This is a genomic window from Phaeodactylibacter sp., assembly GCF_022763345.1.
GTDB lineage: Bacteria > Bacteroidota > Bacteroidia > Chitinophagales > Saprospiraceae > Phaeodactylibacter.
Genome location: NZ_JALEGS010000097.1, coordinates 15488 through 31820 on the forward strand (window position 1 = coordinate 15488; position 16333 = coordinate 31820).

The following is a 16333-nucleotide window of genomic DNA, read 5'->3' on the forward strand; positions in this document are numbered from 1 at the left end:
GTCTTTAGGATTGAAAAGGGAAACGGAAGGGGAAAATAAAACCCCGAACCCTGGCCACTTCCAGGATTCGGGATAGGATATGCTTCGGGTAATAGCGTGCAGGATTATGGAAGCAAGACCTTGTCAATAGCATGGATGACACCATTGCTGCCCTGAATATTCAATAATCCCGGGATTAGATTGGCAGGTTCTGTGGTAGAATCGATAATCTGCAAATTGTCGACGTCTATCCCAACACTACCGTTCAATGTATTTGCCGGACCATTGGTCAAGTCCGTAGAGAAAACGCGGGCAGGAATAACATGGTAGAGTAACACCTCTGTGAGCAGATTAATGTCGATGGAATTAACATCCGTGTCCAGTGCATCGAATAGTGCGTTGAATGCCTCATCCGTTGGAGCAAATACAGTAAATGGGCCCTCGCCAGATAGCGTGCCGGCCAGATCAGCTCTTACTACTGCTGCCACTAACTGTGTAAACTCGCCAGGATCGTTGTTTGCTGCGATAGCAATTTCGACAATTGTTTGATCAGGCGCCATCAGGACCTGGTCGATACCGTGTGCAACACCGTTAAACAAAAATGCAAAGAAGACATCTGCGTCAACAACATTGACCTCGTTCACTGTCACCCCACTGGCATCTACTGCTACTTCAACTGCTGGACCGGCAGTTGTTAAATAAAACTTGTTCTCCAGGTCCGCTGCAAAGAACCGTCCCGAAGGGATAACATGGTATTCGAGGATAGCTCGAAGTGCATCCGTAGGTACCCCCGCCAATTGAGCAGAGTTAGAAATGCCAATAGCCGCAAATGCGTCATTGGTGGGAGCGAATACGGTGACCTCAGCATTGATGATGTCATTTACCACCCCAGTTCTAATAGCCGCAAGGACAAATAGGCGGTAGTTCAGAAAGTTGCGGCGGCGGAAGTCCAACTCACTGTTTTCGGCATTTTGTATTTCTGCATCTACATAGGCCAGAATCTTTTCTATTTCTTGTTCTGTAAGTGCTCTTTGTTTGGGAAAATCTTCGGGCGTGTTAATTTCTACCCCGAGGAATTGCTCGATGGTACCAAGTGTCACAGCTTCTTTTGGAGCTTCAATGGCCTCTTCTGTACAAGAGAAAACTAAGAAAGAAAGCGCCAGAAAAGCGAAAAAGCGGTTAAATGAAATTTGCATGGTTAAATGGTTTGGTGTACAAAATGATGAATTTCGATATCTGAACTTGGTCAATTTTATTTTTGTTCCGGTCCTCCAGCCAATTGCGCTATTGTGTCAATGATTTGGCGGAATGGATTTATTTTACAAGGAAACCTCACGATTTACAGAACCCTTCACCATTTACTCAGAAGACTTTGAATAATGGTCGGCCTTATGGCATGTAACCTCAATGAGTGTAACGGTTTGACGAATTCAACTGCACCCTGCAGAAATGATACAATATCTGCGAACGCATTGGAATTACCGGTGTTATTCTTTCGTCCAAAAACGAAAGACCATGTTAAAGCAACTGCTGACTTCCCCAATGGAGAAGTTCATAAAGATTGAAAGCCTCAGTGGAGTATTGCTCTTTGCAGCGACGATCGTTGCCGTAGTTTGGGCTAATTCTCCTTTTGGCGATTCCTATCAGGCTATCTGGGGGTACGAGGTCGGTGTAAGTATGACCAACTTTGAGCTGGTGAAGCCTGTCATCCTCTGGATCAATGATGGGCTTATGGCGCTCTTCTTTTTCCTGATCGGGCTGGAAATTAAGCGGGAGCTTTCCGTGGGAGAGTTAAACGCGCCCAAAAAGGCCATTTTCCCATTATTCGCAGCCATCGGGGGTATTGCTTTCCCTGCGTTGGTTTTTGTACTGTCTAATAACGATCCGGAGGCGCTGGCCGGCTGGGCGATTCCTATGGCCACAGATATTGCCTTTTCCCTGGCCATTATGAAATTGCTGGGCGACCGGGTGCCGCTCAACCTCAAGGTCTTTCTCACGGCTTTTGCGATCGTAGATGACCTGGGGGCTGTGCTCATCATCGCCCTGTTCTACAGCTCGGGCATCAAGTGGATGCTGATCCTGATTGCTTTTGCTATTCTAGGGGTATTATTCCTGCTGACCATGCGGGGCTTGTACTCCAAATACCTGCTCATGGTGCTGGGCGTGGTGGTCTGGCTGCTGTTCCTTAAGGCCGGTATCCATCCTACTATTGCCGGCGTGCTGCTGGCCTTTACCGTTCCCATTCACCGAAAGGTGAAGATACCTGAGTTTATGGAGGCGCTGGACGAGTTGCAGGAAAAGATCATTAAAGCCCCGCGTCAGGAAAACGGCTTGTTGTCCAAAGCGCAGATAGAGCATATTGACAACCTGGATGAATGGACCACGGAGGTGCAGTCGCCCCTGCAGCGCATGGAGCATAAGCTGCACGACTGGGTCGCTTACGTGATCATGCCCGTATTTGCCTTGTCCAATGCCGGTGTCACGGTGAGCACGGATACGGCCTTGAATATGAACCTCATTCTGGGCATTGCCCTGGCCCTGATTGTGGGCAAAGCTGTTGGAATTTTCCTGATGTCCAACCTGGCGCTCCGCCTGGGCATTTCCAAACTGCCCGATGGCGTGAGCAGGATGCAAATACTCGGCGTGTCCTTCCTGGCCGGGGTAGGCTTTACTATGTCTATTTTCATTGCCAACCTTGCATTTAAGGACAACCCCGCACTACTGGACTCCGCAAAAGTGGGTATTCTGATCGGCTCGCTGATCGCTGGCTTGACGGGTTTTCTGATACTGCGCGCGCTGGGCAGCCCGAAAAGCGATTCCCGGTAGCGGGTATGCAACTCAGAAGCTCAATGTTGCGTTTCTTTGCAAAACCTCATTACCAATGAAGTATTCATTTTTGATCTCAGCTTTGGCTTTAATCCTGATGAGCGCTACCTGCAACCGCAACGGTGCCGTAGCCGATGATTGTGTTGACGCTTCTAAGATTGACAAGGCAGCTGCCTGTATCGAAATCTATCAGCCCGTCTGTGGCTGTGACGGCAAAACCTACTCGAACTCCTGCTATGCCGAAAATTATGGTGGTGTCACCTACTGGGAAGAAGGCGCCTGTGAGGACAGAGAGTAGATAGTGCTGTCCCCTCAGCCTAGTTTTTGGATGTGGGCTTCCAGTTCCTGCCGTTTGGTTTGGCTGACAGGAAGTTCTATACCATCAATCAGCAGGGTACTGTCCTGAAAGTTGATAGCCTCAATATGCTCTACAGCCACAATATACCGGCGGTGGGTACGCAGAAAGGCTTCCGAGGGCAGTAGTTCCTCCAGGTTTTTTAGCGTGATGCGGAGGGTGAAAGTTTCTGCATTGCGCACCTGCACTTGTACGTAGTTGTCGTCCGACTGGGCGTAGAGGACATCTTTGATGGCGACTTTGTAGTAAATATGCCGCTTTTTGAAGAAGAAAAACTGCTGTGTGATAAAGTGTTCCCGGTTCTCAAGAGCGTCACTCTTTTCACTGTCTTTCAGCATCCGCACTTTGGCGATGGCCAGGTCAATGGCGGAGCGCAGGGTCAGTGGCTGTACCGGCTTCACCAGATAGCCAATGGTGTTGGACTGCCGGGAAGCTTCCTGATAGGGGGCATCCTGCAGGGCAGTGATGTAGAGAACGGGAATGTCGAGGTGGGCGATCTTTTCCCCCAGTTGCAGCCCGCTGAGGTTGCCGTTGATGTCGATGTCCATCAGGATGAGGTCGGGCTCCTGACTGTAGATGTAGTCGAGGGCGGTGCCGGAATGGTCGGCGCGAAGGGTGTCGGTATAGCCCATTTCATCGAGGAGCATCTCCAGCTCGAGGGCAAAGGAAAGGTTATCCTCAACAATCAGGATTTTAAGAGGCGTCAAAGACATAGCATCTGGGTTAAGTAGCTTTCAGGGGCAGGCTAAGGGTAAATATAGTGCCTTTTCCAATATTACTGCTCACACCAAGTGTAGATTGGTTGAGTTTTGAAAGCTCATGGGCCAGGTGGAGCCCCAGCCCTGACCCTTTTTCGCCAGCCGTGCCGGGCTGAGTGCGGCCTTTTTTGAGCAGGAAAAGTTCCTTCAGCTGTTCGGGCGGCATGCCTGCTCCGGTGTCCCGCACCTTGAGCCGGAACAAGCCCTCATCGGAGGTGCCTTCGATGGTAATCCGTCCCCCTTCCGGCGTGAATTTAATGGCGTTATCGAGCAAGTTACGCACGATCGTGCTCAGCGCATTGGCATCACTGAAGATGACCGTATCCTCGGGTATGGCCCATTCCAAATCCAGCTGCTTGTTTTGGAGCGCGGTTTGGAATGGCGCGGCCGTATCTTCCAGCAGCGGCAGCAGCTTCAGTTGGGTAGGCTGATAAGGCATGACATCGCGTTGCGTGAGGGCCCAGTTGAGGAGGTTTTCGGTAAGCTGACTGAGCCCGGCAGCGTCCTGCTCGATTTCTGCCCCCAGTCTTTCCAGCGTGGTGAAGTCTTTTTTGCGCAGCAGGTAGTTGACCTTTTTGGTAATACCGCGGAAGGCGATGGCCGGCTTGCGCAGGTCATGCCCGATGATGGCAAAGAGGCGGTCTTTGGTCTCGTTGAGCTGTTGCAGCTGCTGGTTTTGCAAGGCGATCGTCTGATTTTTGCGGCGGGTGTACCAGAAAAAGCTGGAGGCAAGCACGGCAAGCAGTAGCCCGCCAATGGCAAGTATCAGGTTTTGTGTGGCCTGAGCCTTGAGGATGGCGGCTTCTTTGGCTTGCTCCACCTCCAGTTTTTGTTTTTCCAGCTGAAACTCAAAATCTTTGCGCTGTTCGGCCAGGCGCTCCAGGTCCTTGCTTTGGTCAAGGGTGTCCCGGAGTTCGTGGATAGCTTCCGCATAGTACAGGGCTTCATCTGTCTGCCCCAGTGCTTTGTGGGCATTCATAAGCGTCAGGGCATCCTCTTTGGCTTGCTCGTAGATACGGTTTTTCCGGTAAGCTTCATAAGAAGGGGAGAGGTACTGAATGACACCCTGATGGTCTCCCTTCGCCTCGCTGATGACACCCCGTAAGCGGTAATAGGAAACAAGATCCTGCCCCCCGAAGGTAGACGGTTGATAGGCACCTAACTGCTGTACCGTTTCCTCTGCCTGTTCAAGCTTCCCGGCATTGGCATAAACCTGCCCGAGCTGCAGGAGAAAGTTTTGAGCATAGCGCTGTGTACCGAATTCATCCAACCTGGAGATTGCCTCTGTAATATAAACCGCAGCGGAGTCATACTCCTTCAGCCCATGGTACAACTGCCCCAGCCGGTAATAGGCAGCCATGATCAGATCGGCATTTTCGAGCCTGAGGCTCAGGCTCAGCGCCTCCCTGAGATAGGATTTGCAAAGGTCGTAAGCTTCGCGTTCCCCTTCAATGAGGGCCATGCCCAATAATGCCTGCACCTTCATACGGACGTCGCCCAGTTGTTCGCTGAGGTGGTAGGCTTCCAGCAAATTGTCCGCGGCATCACTCAGGCGGCCCATATTTTTGTTGACCTGAGACAAGCCTTCCAGCGTGATCATTACATCCTCATAAGCCTCCCGGCTCATTTGGAAGTCGTAAATGGCGGTGTAAGTCTGCAGGCTGTTCTCATACTTGCCGGCATCCGTCTGTAAAACCGCCAGATTATACATTGGGCGGGTCATATACAGGGAGTCGCCGCTCTCCCGATAATGGGCAATAGCGGCATTATAGTACTGCTGCGCAGAATCAAAGACACCCTGATAGTGAAAAAGCGTGCCCAGTTGTGCTATGATAAAAACCTCTGCATCGGCTGCGCCCACCTGACGGGCCTTCCGGAGCGCGGGCCGGTAGAGGGCTTCTGCTTCAGGATAGGCGCCCTGCAGGCTATGCATGATGCCCATCCTGGCCTGGCATTGGAGGGCAGGGGAGAGCAGCCCTGACTTTTCGTACAACTGGCTGGCTTGCTCGTAAAGCGCTCTGGCCGTTTCATACTCCCCGGCCTGATAGCGGAGGTGCCCCTGATGCAGGTACACAAAAGCGGTGATGCTGTCTGATTCCAGTTGGCCGGCCACCTCTTCCAGCTCCCTGAGGTAGGCTTTGGCCTGATCTCTATCACTGCTCCAATTGGCCTGTACCAGATTTTGTAGGACCGTGGCCCGCTCCTGAGGGCTGTTAGCCTGTTGCAGCATCTGCGCCAGGCTGTCCGCTGCGTTTGTGCTGCTTTGCCCCTGCAGCGCAATTTGCCAAAATAGTAGCACCATGAGGCAGGCCCACCTTACGATTTTCATTTTTAAGTGCATTTATTGAAGGTGAAAATAGGGCCTTTTGCTGAGAAAACTAAAAGGTAGCAGCAGGTAATGTGAACAGTATCCTGTCACAGTTTTACTCGCCACGGGTTTGCAGGCGTTCACCACAGCATTTCCTGCGTTCGCCACATTTACGGTTTTTTTAAATATCTAAAAACTACTTTTACAACACTTAAAATTCATCCCAAAAGCTAAGACTGCCCATTCAACTCAAGCGTAGTAGTGTACCCTCACCAAATCCTTGCTGTTGATACCTGGTAGCATCGTCCCAATAACTACAACGGTACGAACCCTTTGTGTACGGTAACGACCATCGTACACCTGCTAAACCCTTGTTTAATCCACAACCAGTTCACGCATGAAAAACAATCCTCAACCCCAGCAACCCCGTTTCCATTTGCGATCACTTGATCTGTCATTGGCTGGCCTGATTCTGCTTTGAATCATCTTCATGGCAAGCCCATACATTCATTAACTCTTCTATTCTTTTCCAGGCAGTACTGCGGATAAAACAACCCCGCTGCGCTGTAAAAAATGTTCCAATATGAAATGTTTCTTTCGGCTGTTTGTTGCGCTGTTCCTTTTCACTTGTTCGGCCAACCTCGCCACTGCCCAAAATGAAGTCAAGATCAGCGTGCAGGGCATCCTCCGCGATATGAACGGCACGCCCGTGGACGATGGGGAGCAGGAGCTCGTCTTCAGACTCTACGATCAGCCCACCGGGGGCACTGCCCTTTGGGCCGATACAGCAGTAGTGGAAATCTCGGGCGGCGTATACAGCTACAACCTCGGCAGCGATGTCCCCTTGGATCCTGCCCAGTTCAGCTCCACCCTTTACGTGGGCGTCTCGGTGGAGGGCTTTGAGCTTGAACCCCGCACCGAACTGACTTATGCTCCTTATACCCTCTACGCCAACTCTGCCACTCACGCAGATACGGTCGCCTTTGCCCATTCCACCCCCGCCCTTTCCTCCGGGTCTCCCCAGAGCGATAGCCTGGAGGTCGAGGAAGAACTTCGGATGGTGAGAGGTGTAGTAAGTATCTCGGGATACGTAAATGCTGGTACCGGTTTTACAGTGTCCAAAACAGGCACTGGTCAATATGAAATAATTTTCGACGTACCATTTTCTGATACCCCTGCGGTCTACGCAATTTCTAAGTATGTTCAACAAAACTTTGCTTTTTTTAACAGAACAATGAATATCAAAGATTTGTCGCCATCCAGTGTTGAACTGAATTCGTTTGATTGCAGCTCCGCCAATGGTTGTAAGAAAGATGCAGAATTCCAATTCATAGCGATCGGCCCCAAGTAAGGTAAGGCGTAGTGGGTAACGCCACGTTTGTCCTTATGAGCAAATGGTGCTGCTCCTGACTCCTGCAATAAAGATCATGATTCGATCCATACACAATAACCTGTTTTGAGTCCGCCAAACAACTATTCCGACGGCAGTCAGGAATTGGGCGGTCACATTAAAACTCAAACATTTCGAATAATGATGAACCGTCCATGATTAAATCATCATTAAACACACAAGGAAATGATTATTTAATCATGGTAAGCTGCATCTGTGCAGTTGAAAACAAAAAAAATAAACAGATGAAAAAAATTCTCCTTCTATTCGCTTTGACATTGGGCGTCTTTTCCATGGCGCTCCATGCCCAAAATGGCCCCAAGATCAGCGTGCAGGGCAAGCTCAACGATGTGAATGGTCTCCCTTTGGCCGATGGGGGTCAGGAACTCATCTTCAGGTTGTACCATCAGCCCACGAGCGGCACGGCCTTTTGGGCCGATACGGTAGTGGTGGAAATCACGGGTGGGATATACAGCTATAATCTCGGCAGCGGCAATCCTTTAGACCCCGCCCAGTTCGATGCTACGGTTTATGTGGCTGTGGTGGTGGACGGCGTTGAAATAGACCCCCGCACCGAACTCACCCACGCTCCTTACACCCTGCGTACCGACTTTGCCGTTCAGGCGGATACCGCTCACTATGCCCTCGCTGTGCCTACTGACAGTTTAGAGGTAATGAAAAACCTGCGAATAATCCGGGGAAGAATTACCCCAACGGGTGTGGTAAGTGACGGTTTTACGGCGACTCCATTAGATCCCAATCCCCTTGGGTCGTACCCAGCATATCGAATAACATATAACGAACCGTTTCCCTCTACACCTACGGTTGCATTTGACGCATTTAATACTAGTGGTGGTTCTTATAAAATGCCTAGTTATCTTAATGTTTCTGCTACTTCTGCTGATATCTTTTTATTTGAAAATTTTCAGTCCATTGAATTTCAAATCATAATAGTCGGTCGAAAGTAGGGTTAGAAACCAGGATAGATAATGCCGGGTGGCTAATCTGCCAAGCTGCGGTCAGTGGAAAGCCATTACTCAAATCAAAAATCAATTCGGGGTGCAACGGGCAGGAATTTCTTTCCTGTTTCATCTTAGACTAAACTTCAATCTTTTAAATGATGATGAAAAATTATTTCCTTCACTTCGTTTTGACGGCGACCATCAGCACTTTTGCTTTGGCGCTCTCCGCCCAAAACGACAGCAAAATCAACATTCAGGGCACCCTGCAAGGGGTGGACGGTGCCCCCGTGCCCAACGGGGCGCAAGAGCTCATTTTCAGGTTGTACGATCAGCCCACGGAAGGTACCCCGTTGTGGGCCGATACAGCAATGGTGGAAATTGCCGGTGGGGTCTATAGCTACAACCTCGGCAGCGGCAATCCTTTGATCCCGGACCATTTTAGTTCCCCGCTTTATGTGGGCGTAGTAGTTGATGGGGAGGAACTTACCCCCCGTACCGAACTCACTTCTGCTCCTTATACCCTGCGTACCAGCTCGGCTGCCTATGCGGATACAGCGGCTTATGCCCTTACCGCCACCTATTATAAAGCGGAGGTAGCTACAAAGACCCGGATCATAAGAGGGGTTGTAAACGCTAATGGAACCATAGCTGCCGGAGCCGGTTTTACAGTGTCCAGGATACAAATAGGTACATATAATATTTCTTTTGACGAACCTTTTGCTACTACCGATGATCTGGTGGTTTTGGCAATTGCTTTTGAAGACACAGTCAATCGTCCCAATGAACCATCGAAGGCCCAGGTAATTCATGATGTTTTTACGACTAACGCAGTTCAGATTCGTACATTTCCAGGTGCTTCAAATCAAACTAGGGTGGATTTCCCCTTCAGTTTTATCATCATAGGTACAAAAAATTAGGCAAGACACCACCGTCTTGTCAGGTACACCGCATCGGGGCGGATGTCCGGCAACGATCGGAATGCCTTCCTTCTGGAAAATGATTATTCATCATAAAGCGGAGTGGTACAGGGTAGCCGGGCAAAATAGCCCGGTTGCCCTATCGCTCAGGCCAATGCTATAAAATAGAATAAAATGAAGCTATACTTTACAACCTTATGCTTGCTGGCGTTTCTGGGGCTCAGTCCGGCCCTGCTGGCACAGCAGGAAGTGGATTGCAACCCTTCCACTATAGGCTCCGGGGAGTTGACCATCAACTACGGGAGTACGGTCAATGGTTTTGCCGCCACTACCCGGTCCAACGTCACCTACGGGCAGCCGGTGGTGGGCAGCACGGCCTATTCCAGTGAAAACGCGGCCAGTTTCGGCGTTTTCTCCCTTTTCCTGATGCCGCCACGTGCACCATCAGTCATGGCCACGCAGGGCGACTTCCCCAACCGGGTGCAGCTTTCCTGGAAGCCCAACCCCCTGGGCTCTCAACCTACGGAAGGGTACATCATCACAAGGGATGGCTCCTACCTGACGACTGTAGATGCCGATGAAACCCAGTTCCTCGATTTCAATGTACAAGCCGGGGAGTTTTACGAATATGCCGTCTCCGGGAAGAACGGTTTTGGAAAAGGAGTCTCCGGCCGCAGCGTCGGTTTCGTCAATCCTAACGGGGTCGTTTCCGGAAAAATACAAACCTCCAACGGCAACCCGGTGCCCGGCGCCATCGTAACCCTGACGCCCACCATAGGGCAATCCCTGTCTTTCGGGGGCGAGGGCGAAAACATCTGCATTTCCTACGATGAAGCCCTGCCGACCGATATGTTCACCGTATCAACATGGGTGAAGATCGGAGCCAGCCACGATTCGGACGGCATCATTGACCTCGGCAGTGATTTGAACAAAAACTTCTGGATTCACACCACCCCGTCTAATATGGGCAAAGGCGTGGTAGCCGGCGTTGGCGATGGCACCGCGCATGAAATGGCATACGAGTTTGAGGACGACCCCAATACAGTTAGCACCGATGAGCGGGACGAATGGCACCACGTAGCGGTGGTCTACGGAGGAGGCTCCATGATCCTGTACGTTGACGGGCAATTCAAGCGCTCCATACAAGCGAATATCGTTAATGAACCGGCCCTGTTTTCCATCGGCAGTCGGCGGGACCAATCGGGCTTCTTTGAAGGTATCCTCGATGACATCCGCATTTACAACCGCCTGCTCACGCAGACAGAAATTGTTTCTACCAAAGACATTACCGCGAACAAGTTTACAGAAGGCCTGGTTGGCTACTGGAAATTTGACGAGGGCCTCGGCACCAAAGTTTTTGACCTTTCCAATACTGGCATGGACGGCAACCTGAATGGGGCGGCCTTTTCCTACGACACCCCGGACATCCTGAACGGCGGGATTACCGATGGCACCGGTTTTTACTTCATGGAAGGCATCAACTACAGTCAGGAGCAAAGCTTCACGGCCCGCCCCTCGAAGTTGTTTTACAATAACTACGCCCTGGAATTCAATGCCGCTTACGAGTCCTCGGCAGTACTGACCAATTTTGGCCTGTCCGATACGAGCCACATTGAAGTCACGGTACACCCTTTCGACCTGAACAGCACGCAGAGCATTTTGAGCAAAGTGGAAGGTGGCAGTGATGCCTTTAACCTCTTTCTGGAAAATGGCAAGTACAAGCTAACGGTCAACGGAGAGACCCAGGAACTGGGCGATGCCGCTGCCGAGTATCAGCACCTGGCCCTGAGCTTGAACAGCACAGCCGGTACGGTAACTTTCTACCTCAACGGGAACGAAGAAGGCAGCCTGAGCTATGGCAACCTGGCTGGCACCTGGGAAACGGAAGCCTGGCAGGTCGGTGCCCGGGGTATTGCTGCCCCCACTGATTTTTATACGGGCCTGGTAGATGAAGTCGCCTTTTACGCCGACTCTCTGCTGACCCTGCAGGAAATACAGCTGCACGCTACTGCCTTTGGCGATGGGGGCACGGATGTAGGCCACGGCAGCCTGACTTCCTACTTCAACTTCAATGAAAGCGAAGGCACAGAGCTGTTTGACAGCGGCCCGGCGGCTACCGGAGTAGGGGAGAACAAGGGCGCATCCTATTCCTTCATCACCCTGCGTCAGGAGGAGTTCCCGCACGAGTTTGAACCGAACACCCGTTTTGTCAACATCAACAACACCTCAACGGCCGTGAGCGATGTGGACTTTACGGACATTTCCACCGTGCCCATTTCCGGGGTAATCCGCTTTCAGAATACGTTCTGCTTCCAGGACAGCGTGGAGATTTTGGTTAACGGGGCACCCTATTTCCCACCTATCTTCACCAATGAAGAAGGGCGCTTTGTGGCTGACTTTGAGCCGGGCGCCAATGTGGTGCTCACCCCAAAGTTCGGTACAGACAGCACCGCCCATAACTTTTTCCCTGCCTTTTTCGAGGCCCGCAAGCTGAATACGCCCATTGCCAATGTGCTTTTCCAAAACACCACCAAACGGGAGATAGAAGGGCAGCTGTTTGGCGGGCATTGCCGTCTGTCCGTGATTGCAGAAGACGGCAATGGGGACCCGGCCGCTATCGTAAAGGTCAAGCTGGCCGCATTGAACGGCTGCTACGAAGAAGAACTACAGCTACAGACGGTGGACGGCAAGTTCAAGTTTGATAATGTCCCGCCCATCCCGGTGGCCGTATCGGTAACCGAGCACTCGAATAGCATAATCTACGATTACTTCCAAATACAGGGCGGCAAGGAAGTCGACCTGCGGAGTGTGCGAAAGGATACAGTGGACTTCATGTACATCAGCCCGCCCAATGTAGAGCTGGGCGAGATCAATGACGGGCTGCTGGCTAACGAGTGCAACCTGCCACTGATTAAAGATTCCCAATCTCCTGAGTTTTCGGTACCTAAGTTATATTCTAATAATATCCGGGTATATCAATCTTACGATGGAGGCAGGTGCTATTTGGATACCTTTGATTTGGTTATTAACAATGGTATTCAGGAAACTATGCAAGAAGAATTCAAAAGTGACTCCAGTACCTACGTTTATGAATGGTATGCCAATAATCCAAATTTGTTGGCACCACATACCAAACCACTTCAGGTAGTAGCTAAAGTTGGTACTCAGACTGCCAGTGCATCTTATGAAGCAATTGTTTTGGGAGAACGTCAGCAAGAGGGAACTATAACAACGACTGGGCCATCGGAAGTGTTTGCTGTCGTCCATGACCCTCCGGGCGACGGCTCATTTGCCACTTGGTCGGAAAGTACCAAAACTTGTACAACCTGGGAAGATGCAACTGTCAATACAACATCTGGCAGTGCAGAGGTGAAACTGAGGCTTGGCCCTAAAAAAGAAATATCTGTCGGGTCACCTTTCGTATCGGTAGCTCAGGATTTCGAAGTGTTTAATGATACCCGTATCTCGGGTAGTTTTGAGTCAATCAATACCAGTAATAATACGGGCGAATTTTGTTTTGAAGTGGTGCAAGAGATATCCACATCTGATGGTGATGACATCTGGGGGGACTACGGCGATGTATATTTTGGGGCTTCTATCAATTTCGAGATTGGTGCAAGAGATATCCTGGATTACGACTTCGATAATTGTCAATTTACCAACGATGTTGTACTATCTGTTTCTCCAAATGGATTTGAAACAGACTTCGTATTCTCCCGTTGGCAAATTGAGACTGAAATTATTCCTCAGTTGCAGGAAATCATTGATCAGGGGGTAGGGCAAGGAATAACTCAGGAACAGTGGGAAATGGCCATAGCCTCCCGCAAAAAATGGATTCAAACCTTAGCCCAAACGCAGATTGCAAAAAGAGAGGCTGAATATGACCGGAATATCACCTTTGATGCAGCCACCTCTTATACAGAAACGGTTACCACAGAGCAGTCCGGCACCCGTACCTTCTCTACGACCTTAGGCAGGGCAGGTGAGATCGGCACCGAGTTTGGTGTGGTGATCGGGGGATTAGGAACAACTTGGGACTTAAGCATCGGATATAGCAGAGAAACAACCAGCTCAAATGGTAGCTCCCAAAGCAATTCACTGACGACCTCATTTACATTGGCCGATGATGACCTGAACGATTTTTATTCTATCGACATTGCTGATAATTACAGCCAGTTAACGTTGGAAAATAAAAGTGAGTATTATGAACTAATCATGGATATCGCTGGGGAAAATAATCCATTGCAGGCGGAGTCGCAATTCGACTTCTCACCTGCTAGTACTCCATTCTCCCATACCCCAATTTTTAGATTGGTGGGTGGCGAATCTATGTGCCCCTGGATACCCGGCACCCGAAACCGGGAGGAGGTATTTGTACAGGTAGCGGAACCAGTCCAGACTAACGTTCCTGACAACACCGCCGCAATCTATAATGTTACCCTTGGCAGTATAGGCCCCAACGGGGTAGACGGTCTTGTGTATCAACTAGGCGTCCGAGCTGAAGGCAATCCCAATGGCGCATTGATTTCAATCGATGGTCAAGAATTGGTAGGGCTCGGTGGCACGGCAGAGTTCCAGTTCGTAGGCACTGAATCCATACAGAAACAAATAGCCGTAGAAGTTGGCACCTCTACTGATTTTAATTTTGAGGGTTTAGGCCTATACTTCGGTTCTACTTGTCAAATTGATCACGCTCTGTCGGTTGGTTATGACCCTTCTGATATCAATGGCGGTTTCTTGATTTATGATAATTTCTCTAACTATGGAGAGAGTGACATATATACTGATGAAGGTGATGTGAATTGGCCAAATGGGGGTACTGGTGAGGATTACTATCGGCGCTTTTATAAAGAGTTCGAGCTCACGGCCCAATTTATCGAGCCCTGTACACCGATCGACATCTCCTTCCCGCTTCAGAACCATGTGGTGACGCCGGGCAACGAGAACCTCTTTGTGACCCTGAGCGAGTACGATAACGAGGACCCGGACCTGGACATTGTCCGCCTGCAGTACCGCCCGATCCCGGGCGATGGCTCCTGGGTCAATATCCTGGAATTGCCGGCAGACAGCTTTGCTAATGACCCGGTCTTTAAGATCGTGCAGTGGGACATGATGGAGCTGAAGGACGGCGCCTACGAGCTAAGAGCAATCGCGGATTGCGGGGGCACCATAGGCGGCGACCTTTCGCCGGGCATCTCTGAAGTCATCAGGGTGGTCAAGGAGACCGAAGCCCCCGAGCTGTTCGGCGCGCCACAGCCTGCTGATGGCATCCTGAGCCGTGGCGATGAGATCTCCATCACCTTCAATGAGCCGATCAATTGCAATAAAGTCTTTGATGCGGATGGCATCGGTACGAATATCAACCTGAACAACATCGCCCTGATCGATACCGAAACCGGCGCACTCGTGCCCTTCAGCAGCCAATGCGTGGGCGACAAGATCATCATCACGCCCGAGATACAGTCCCGATTTATCAACGGCAAGACCCTCCGGGCGGTAGCTACCGATATCGAAGACCTGGCCGGCAACCCTATGGAAGTGCCTATCGGCGCTCCCGGCAGCCCGACCGTAAACTTTGAATCCTGGGAATTCCTCGTCGACCTGAACCCACTGCGCTGGACGGCAGGCTCGGATATAGACGAAGTCGTAAACGAAGGCAATGGGCTGGTCGTTACCCGGGATATTGTCAACCAAAGCGGTGCCCCGATGAATTTCAGCATCACTGGCCCGCGCATCGACAACCCGGACGGCTCCGTTTCCTACGGCAGCATCCCTACCTGGGTGACCATAGCGCCCACAGACGGCACGCTAGACCCCGGCGAGCAGGAAGAGATTACTTTTGTTTTTGCAGATAACCTCCCACAAAACGAATATGCAACTCAAGTCAATGTGGTCGGCACAGACGGCAACAAGGACATTGACGTCGACCTGCGGGTGGCCTGTGAAGGGCCGGGCTGGGAGATCAACCCGGGCAGCTTTGCCTACTCGATGACGATGACCGCCGAGCTGAATATTGAAGGAGAGGTGTCCACGGACAACCTCGACCTCATCGGCGCATTTGTCGGCAGCGAGCTGCGCGGTGTGGCAGCCGTGGAGTACGTAGCCGAGATCGACAAACACCTGGCCTTCCTGACCATCTACAGCAACAACCTGGTTGGGGAGACGGTCACCTTCCAGATCTGGGATGCCCGGGAGTGTACGCTCTACGGCAGCACAAACGAAAGTTTCGATTTTGTAGCGGACGACCTCATCGGTTCGCCCATCGTGCCGCAGGTCATCCACACGAACAACCTGCTGCTGCGGAAGATCCCGATCTTCCCGGGCTGGAACTGGATCTCCTACAACCTGGAGCTGCCAGACCCGAGCATCAATGCGGCCCTTTCGAGCCTGACCCGCCCGGAAGATGCCACCATCAAGGGGCAGACGAGCTTCAGCCAGTACTTCAACGGCGGCAGTGTCTGGGCCGGATCGCTTACGGCCCTGTCCCACCTGACGATGTACCAGTACAACGGCACCGCTTTCGACAGCCTGGTGATCCTGGGCAACCCGATAGACCCGGCTACGCCCATGAGCTTGTCCGCGGGCTGGAACTGGATCGGCTACCTGCCGCAGGCGGGCATGCCGGTCAATCAGGCCCTGGCATCGCTCAGCCCGCTCAATGGCGATATCATTAAAAGCCAGGCTGGCTTTGCGCAGTACGTTGCAGGCGTAGGCTGGGTGGGCAACCTGGACTTCATGAGTTCCCCGAACGGCTACCTGATCAACCTGGGCGAGGCGGGCACGCTCACCTACCCGGAGAACTTCAACGGGCCCAACGAGGAAACTTTCCGCAATCAGG

9 protein-coding genes are annotated in these 16333 nt (G+C 51.3%); 6 read left to right on the forward strand and 3 right to left on the reverse strand.

Annotated features, from left to right (window positions below; translation table 11 throughout):
* Nucleotides 1-104: 104 nt before the first annotated feature.
* Nucleotides 105-1175, reverse strand: coding sequence for a fasciclin domain-containing protein (locus MRY86_RS24275; protein ID WP_293564161.1), 1071 nt, complete (start codon nt 1173-1175; stop codon nt 105-107).
* Between the two features lie 319 nt (nt 1176-1494).
* Between MRY86_RS24275 and nhaA the strand changes: the two genes are divergently transcribed.
* Both nhaA and MRY86_RS24285 read left to right on the forward strand, forming a co-directional pair.
* On the forward strand, nt 1495-2805 hold the full coding sequence (gene nhaA / locus MRY86_RS24280) for a Na+/H+ antiporter NhaA (RefSeq protein ID WP_293564159.1): 1311 nt from the start codon (nt 1495-1497) through the stop codon (nt 2803-2805).
* A 55-nt stretch (nt 2806-2860) separates the two neighbouring features.
* A complete protein-coding gene (locus MRY86_RS24285; RefSeq protein WP_293564157.1) occupies nt 2861-3103 on the forward strand; it encodes a hypothetical protein in 243 nt (80 codons plus the stop codon).
* A gap of 14 nt (nt 3104-3117) precedes the next feature.
* Here MRY86_RS24285 and MRY86_RS24290 read toward each other — a convergent pair whose 3' ends face one another.
* Together MRY86_RS24290 and MRY86_RS24295 are read right to left on the reverse strand one after the other, a co-directional pair.
* Nucleotides 3118-3873 carry a response regulator transcription factor gene (locus MRY86_RS24290; RefSeq protein WP_293564155.1) on the reverse strand — a complete coding sequence of 252 codons (756 nt, stop codon included), beginning with the start codon at nt 3871-3873 and terminating at the stop codon, nt 3118-3120.
* A 10-nt stretch (nt 3874-3883) separates the two neighbouring features.
* Nucleotides 3884-6247 (reverse strand): ATP-binding protein, encoded by a 2364-nt coding sequence (locus tag MRY86_RS24295; RefSeq protein WP_293564153.1) that lies wholly within the window; start codon nt 6245-6247, stop codon nt 3884-3886.
* A gap of 562 nt (nt 6248-6809) precedes the next feature.
* On the opposite strand from MRY86_RS24295, the gene MRY86_RS24300 reads away from it, so the two are divergent.
* The 4 genes from MRY86_RS24300 to MRY86_RS24315 all read left to right on the forward strand — a co-directional run.
* Nucleotides 6810-7577, forward strand: coding sequence for a hypothetical protein (locus MRY86_RS24300; protein WP_282776337.1), 768 nt, complete (start codon nt 6810-6812; stop codon nt 7575-7577).
* Between the two features lie 194 nt (nt 7578-7771).
* On the forward strand, nt 7772-8584 hold the full coding sequence (locus MRY86_RS24305) for a hypothetical protein (RefSeq protein ID WP_293564150.1): 813 nt from the start codon (nt 7772-7774) through the stop codon (nt 8582-8584).
* Nucleotides 8585-8733: 149 nt separating this feature from the next.
* A complete protein-coding gene (locus MRY86_RS24310) occupies nt 8734-9495 on the forward strand; it encodes a hypothetical protein (protein WP_282776334.1) in 762 nt (253 codons plus the stop codon).
* A 174-nt stretch (nt 9496-9669) separates the two neighbouring features.
* Nucleotides 9670-16333, forward strand: a 6664-nt coding sequence (locus MRY86_RS24315) for a LamG-like jellyroll fold domain-containing protein (protein ID WP_293571983.1), incomplete at its 3' end; no start/stop codon positions are given.

Bases quoted from the DNA above. Each gene is read 5' to 3' on its own strand.
- MRY86_RS24295 (WP_293564153.1), bottom strand. From the start codon at position 6,247: ATGAAAATCGTAAGGTGGGCCTGCCTCATGGTGCTACTATTTTGGCAA.
- MRY86_RS24275 (WP_293564161.1), bottom strand. From the start codon at position 1,175: ATGCAAATTTCATTTAACCGCTTTTTCGCTTTTCTGGCGCTTTCTTTC.
- MRY86_RS24305 (WP_293564150.1), top strand. From the start codon at position 7,772: ATGATTAAATCATCATTAAACACACAAGGAAATGATTATTTAATCATG.
- MRY86_RS24300 (WP_282776337.1), top strand. From the start codon at position 6,810: ATGAAATGTTTCTTTCGGCTGTTTGTTGCGCTGTTCCTTTTCACTTGT.
- MRY86_RS24290 (WP_293564155.1), bottom strand. From the start codon at position 3,873: ATGTCTTTGACGCCTCTTAAAATCCTGATTGTTGAGGATAACCTTTCC.
- nhaA (WP_293564159.1), top strand. From the start codon at position 1,495: ATGTTAAAGCAACTGCTGACTTCCCCAATGGAGAAGTTCATAAAGATT.
- MRY86_RS24285 (WP_293564157.1), top strand. From the start codon at position 2,861: ATGAAGTATTCATTTTTGATCTCAGCTTTGGCTTTAATCCTGATGAGC.
- MRY86_RS24310 (WP_282776334.1), top strand. From the start codon at position 8,734: ATGATGATGAAAAATTATTTCCTTCACTTCGTTTTGACGGCGACCATC.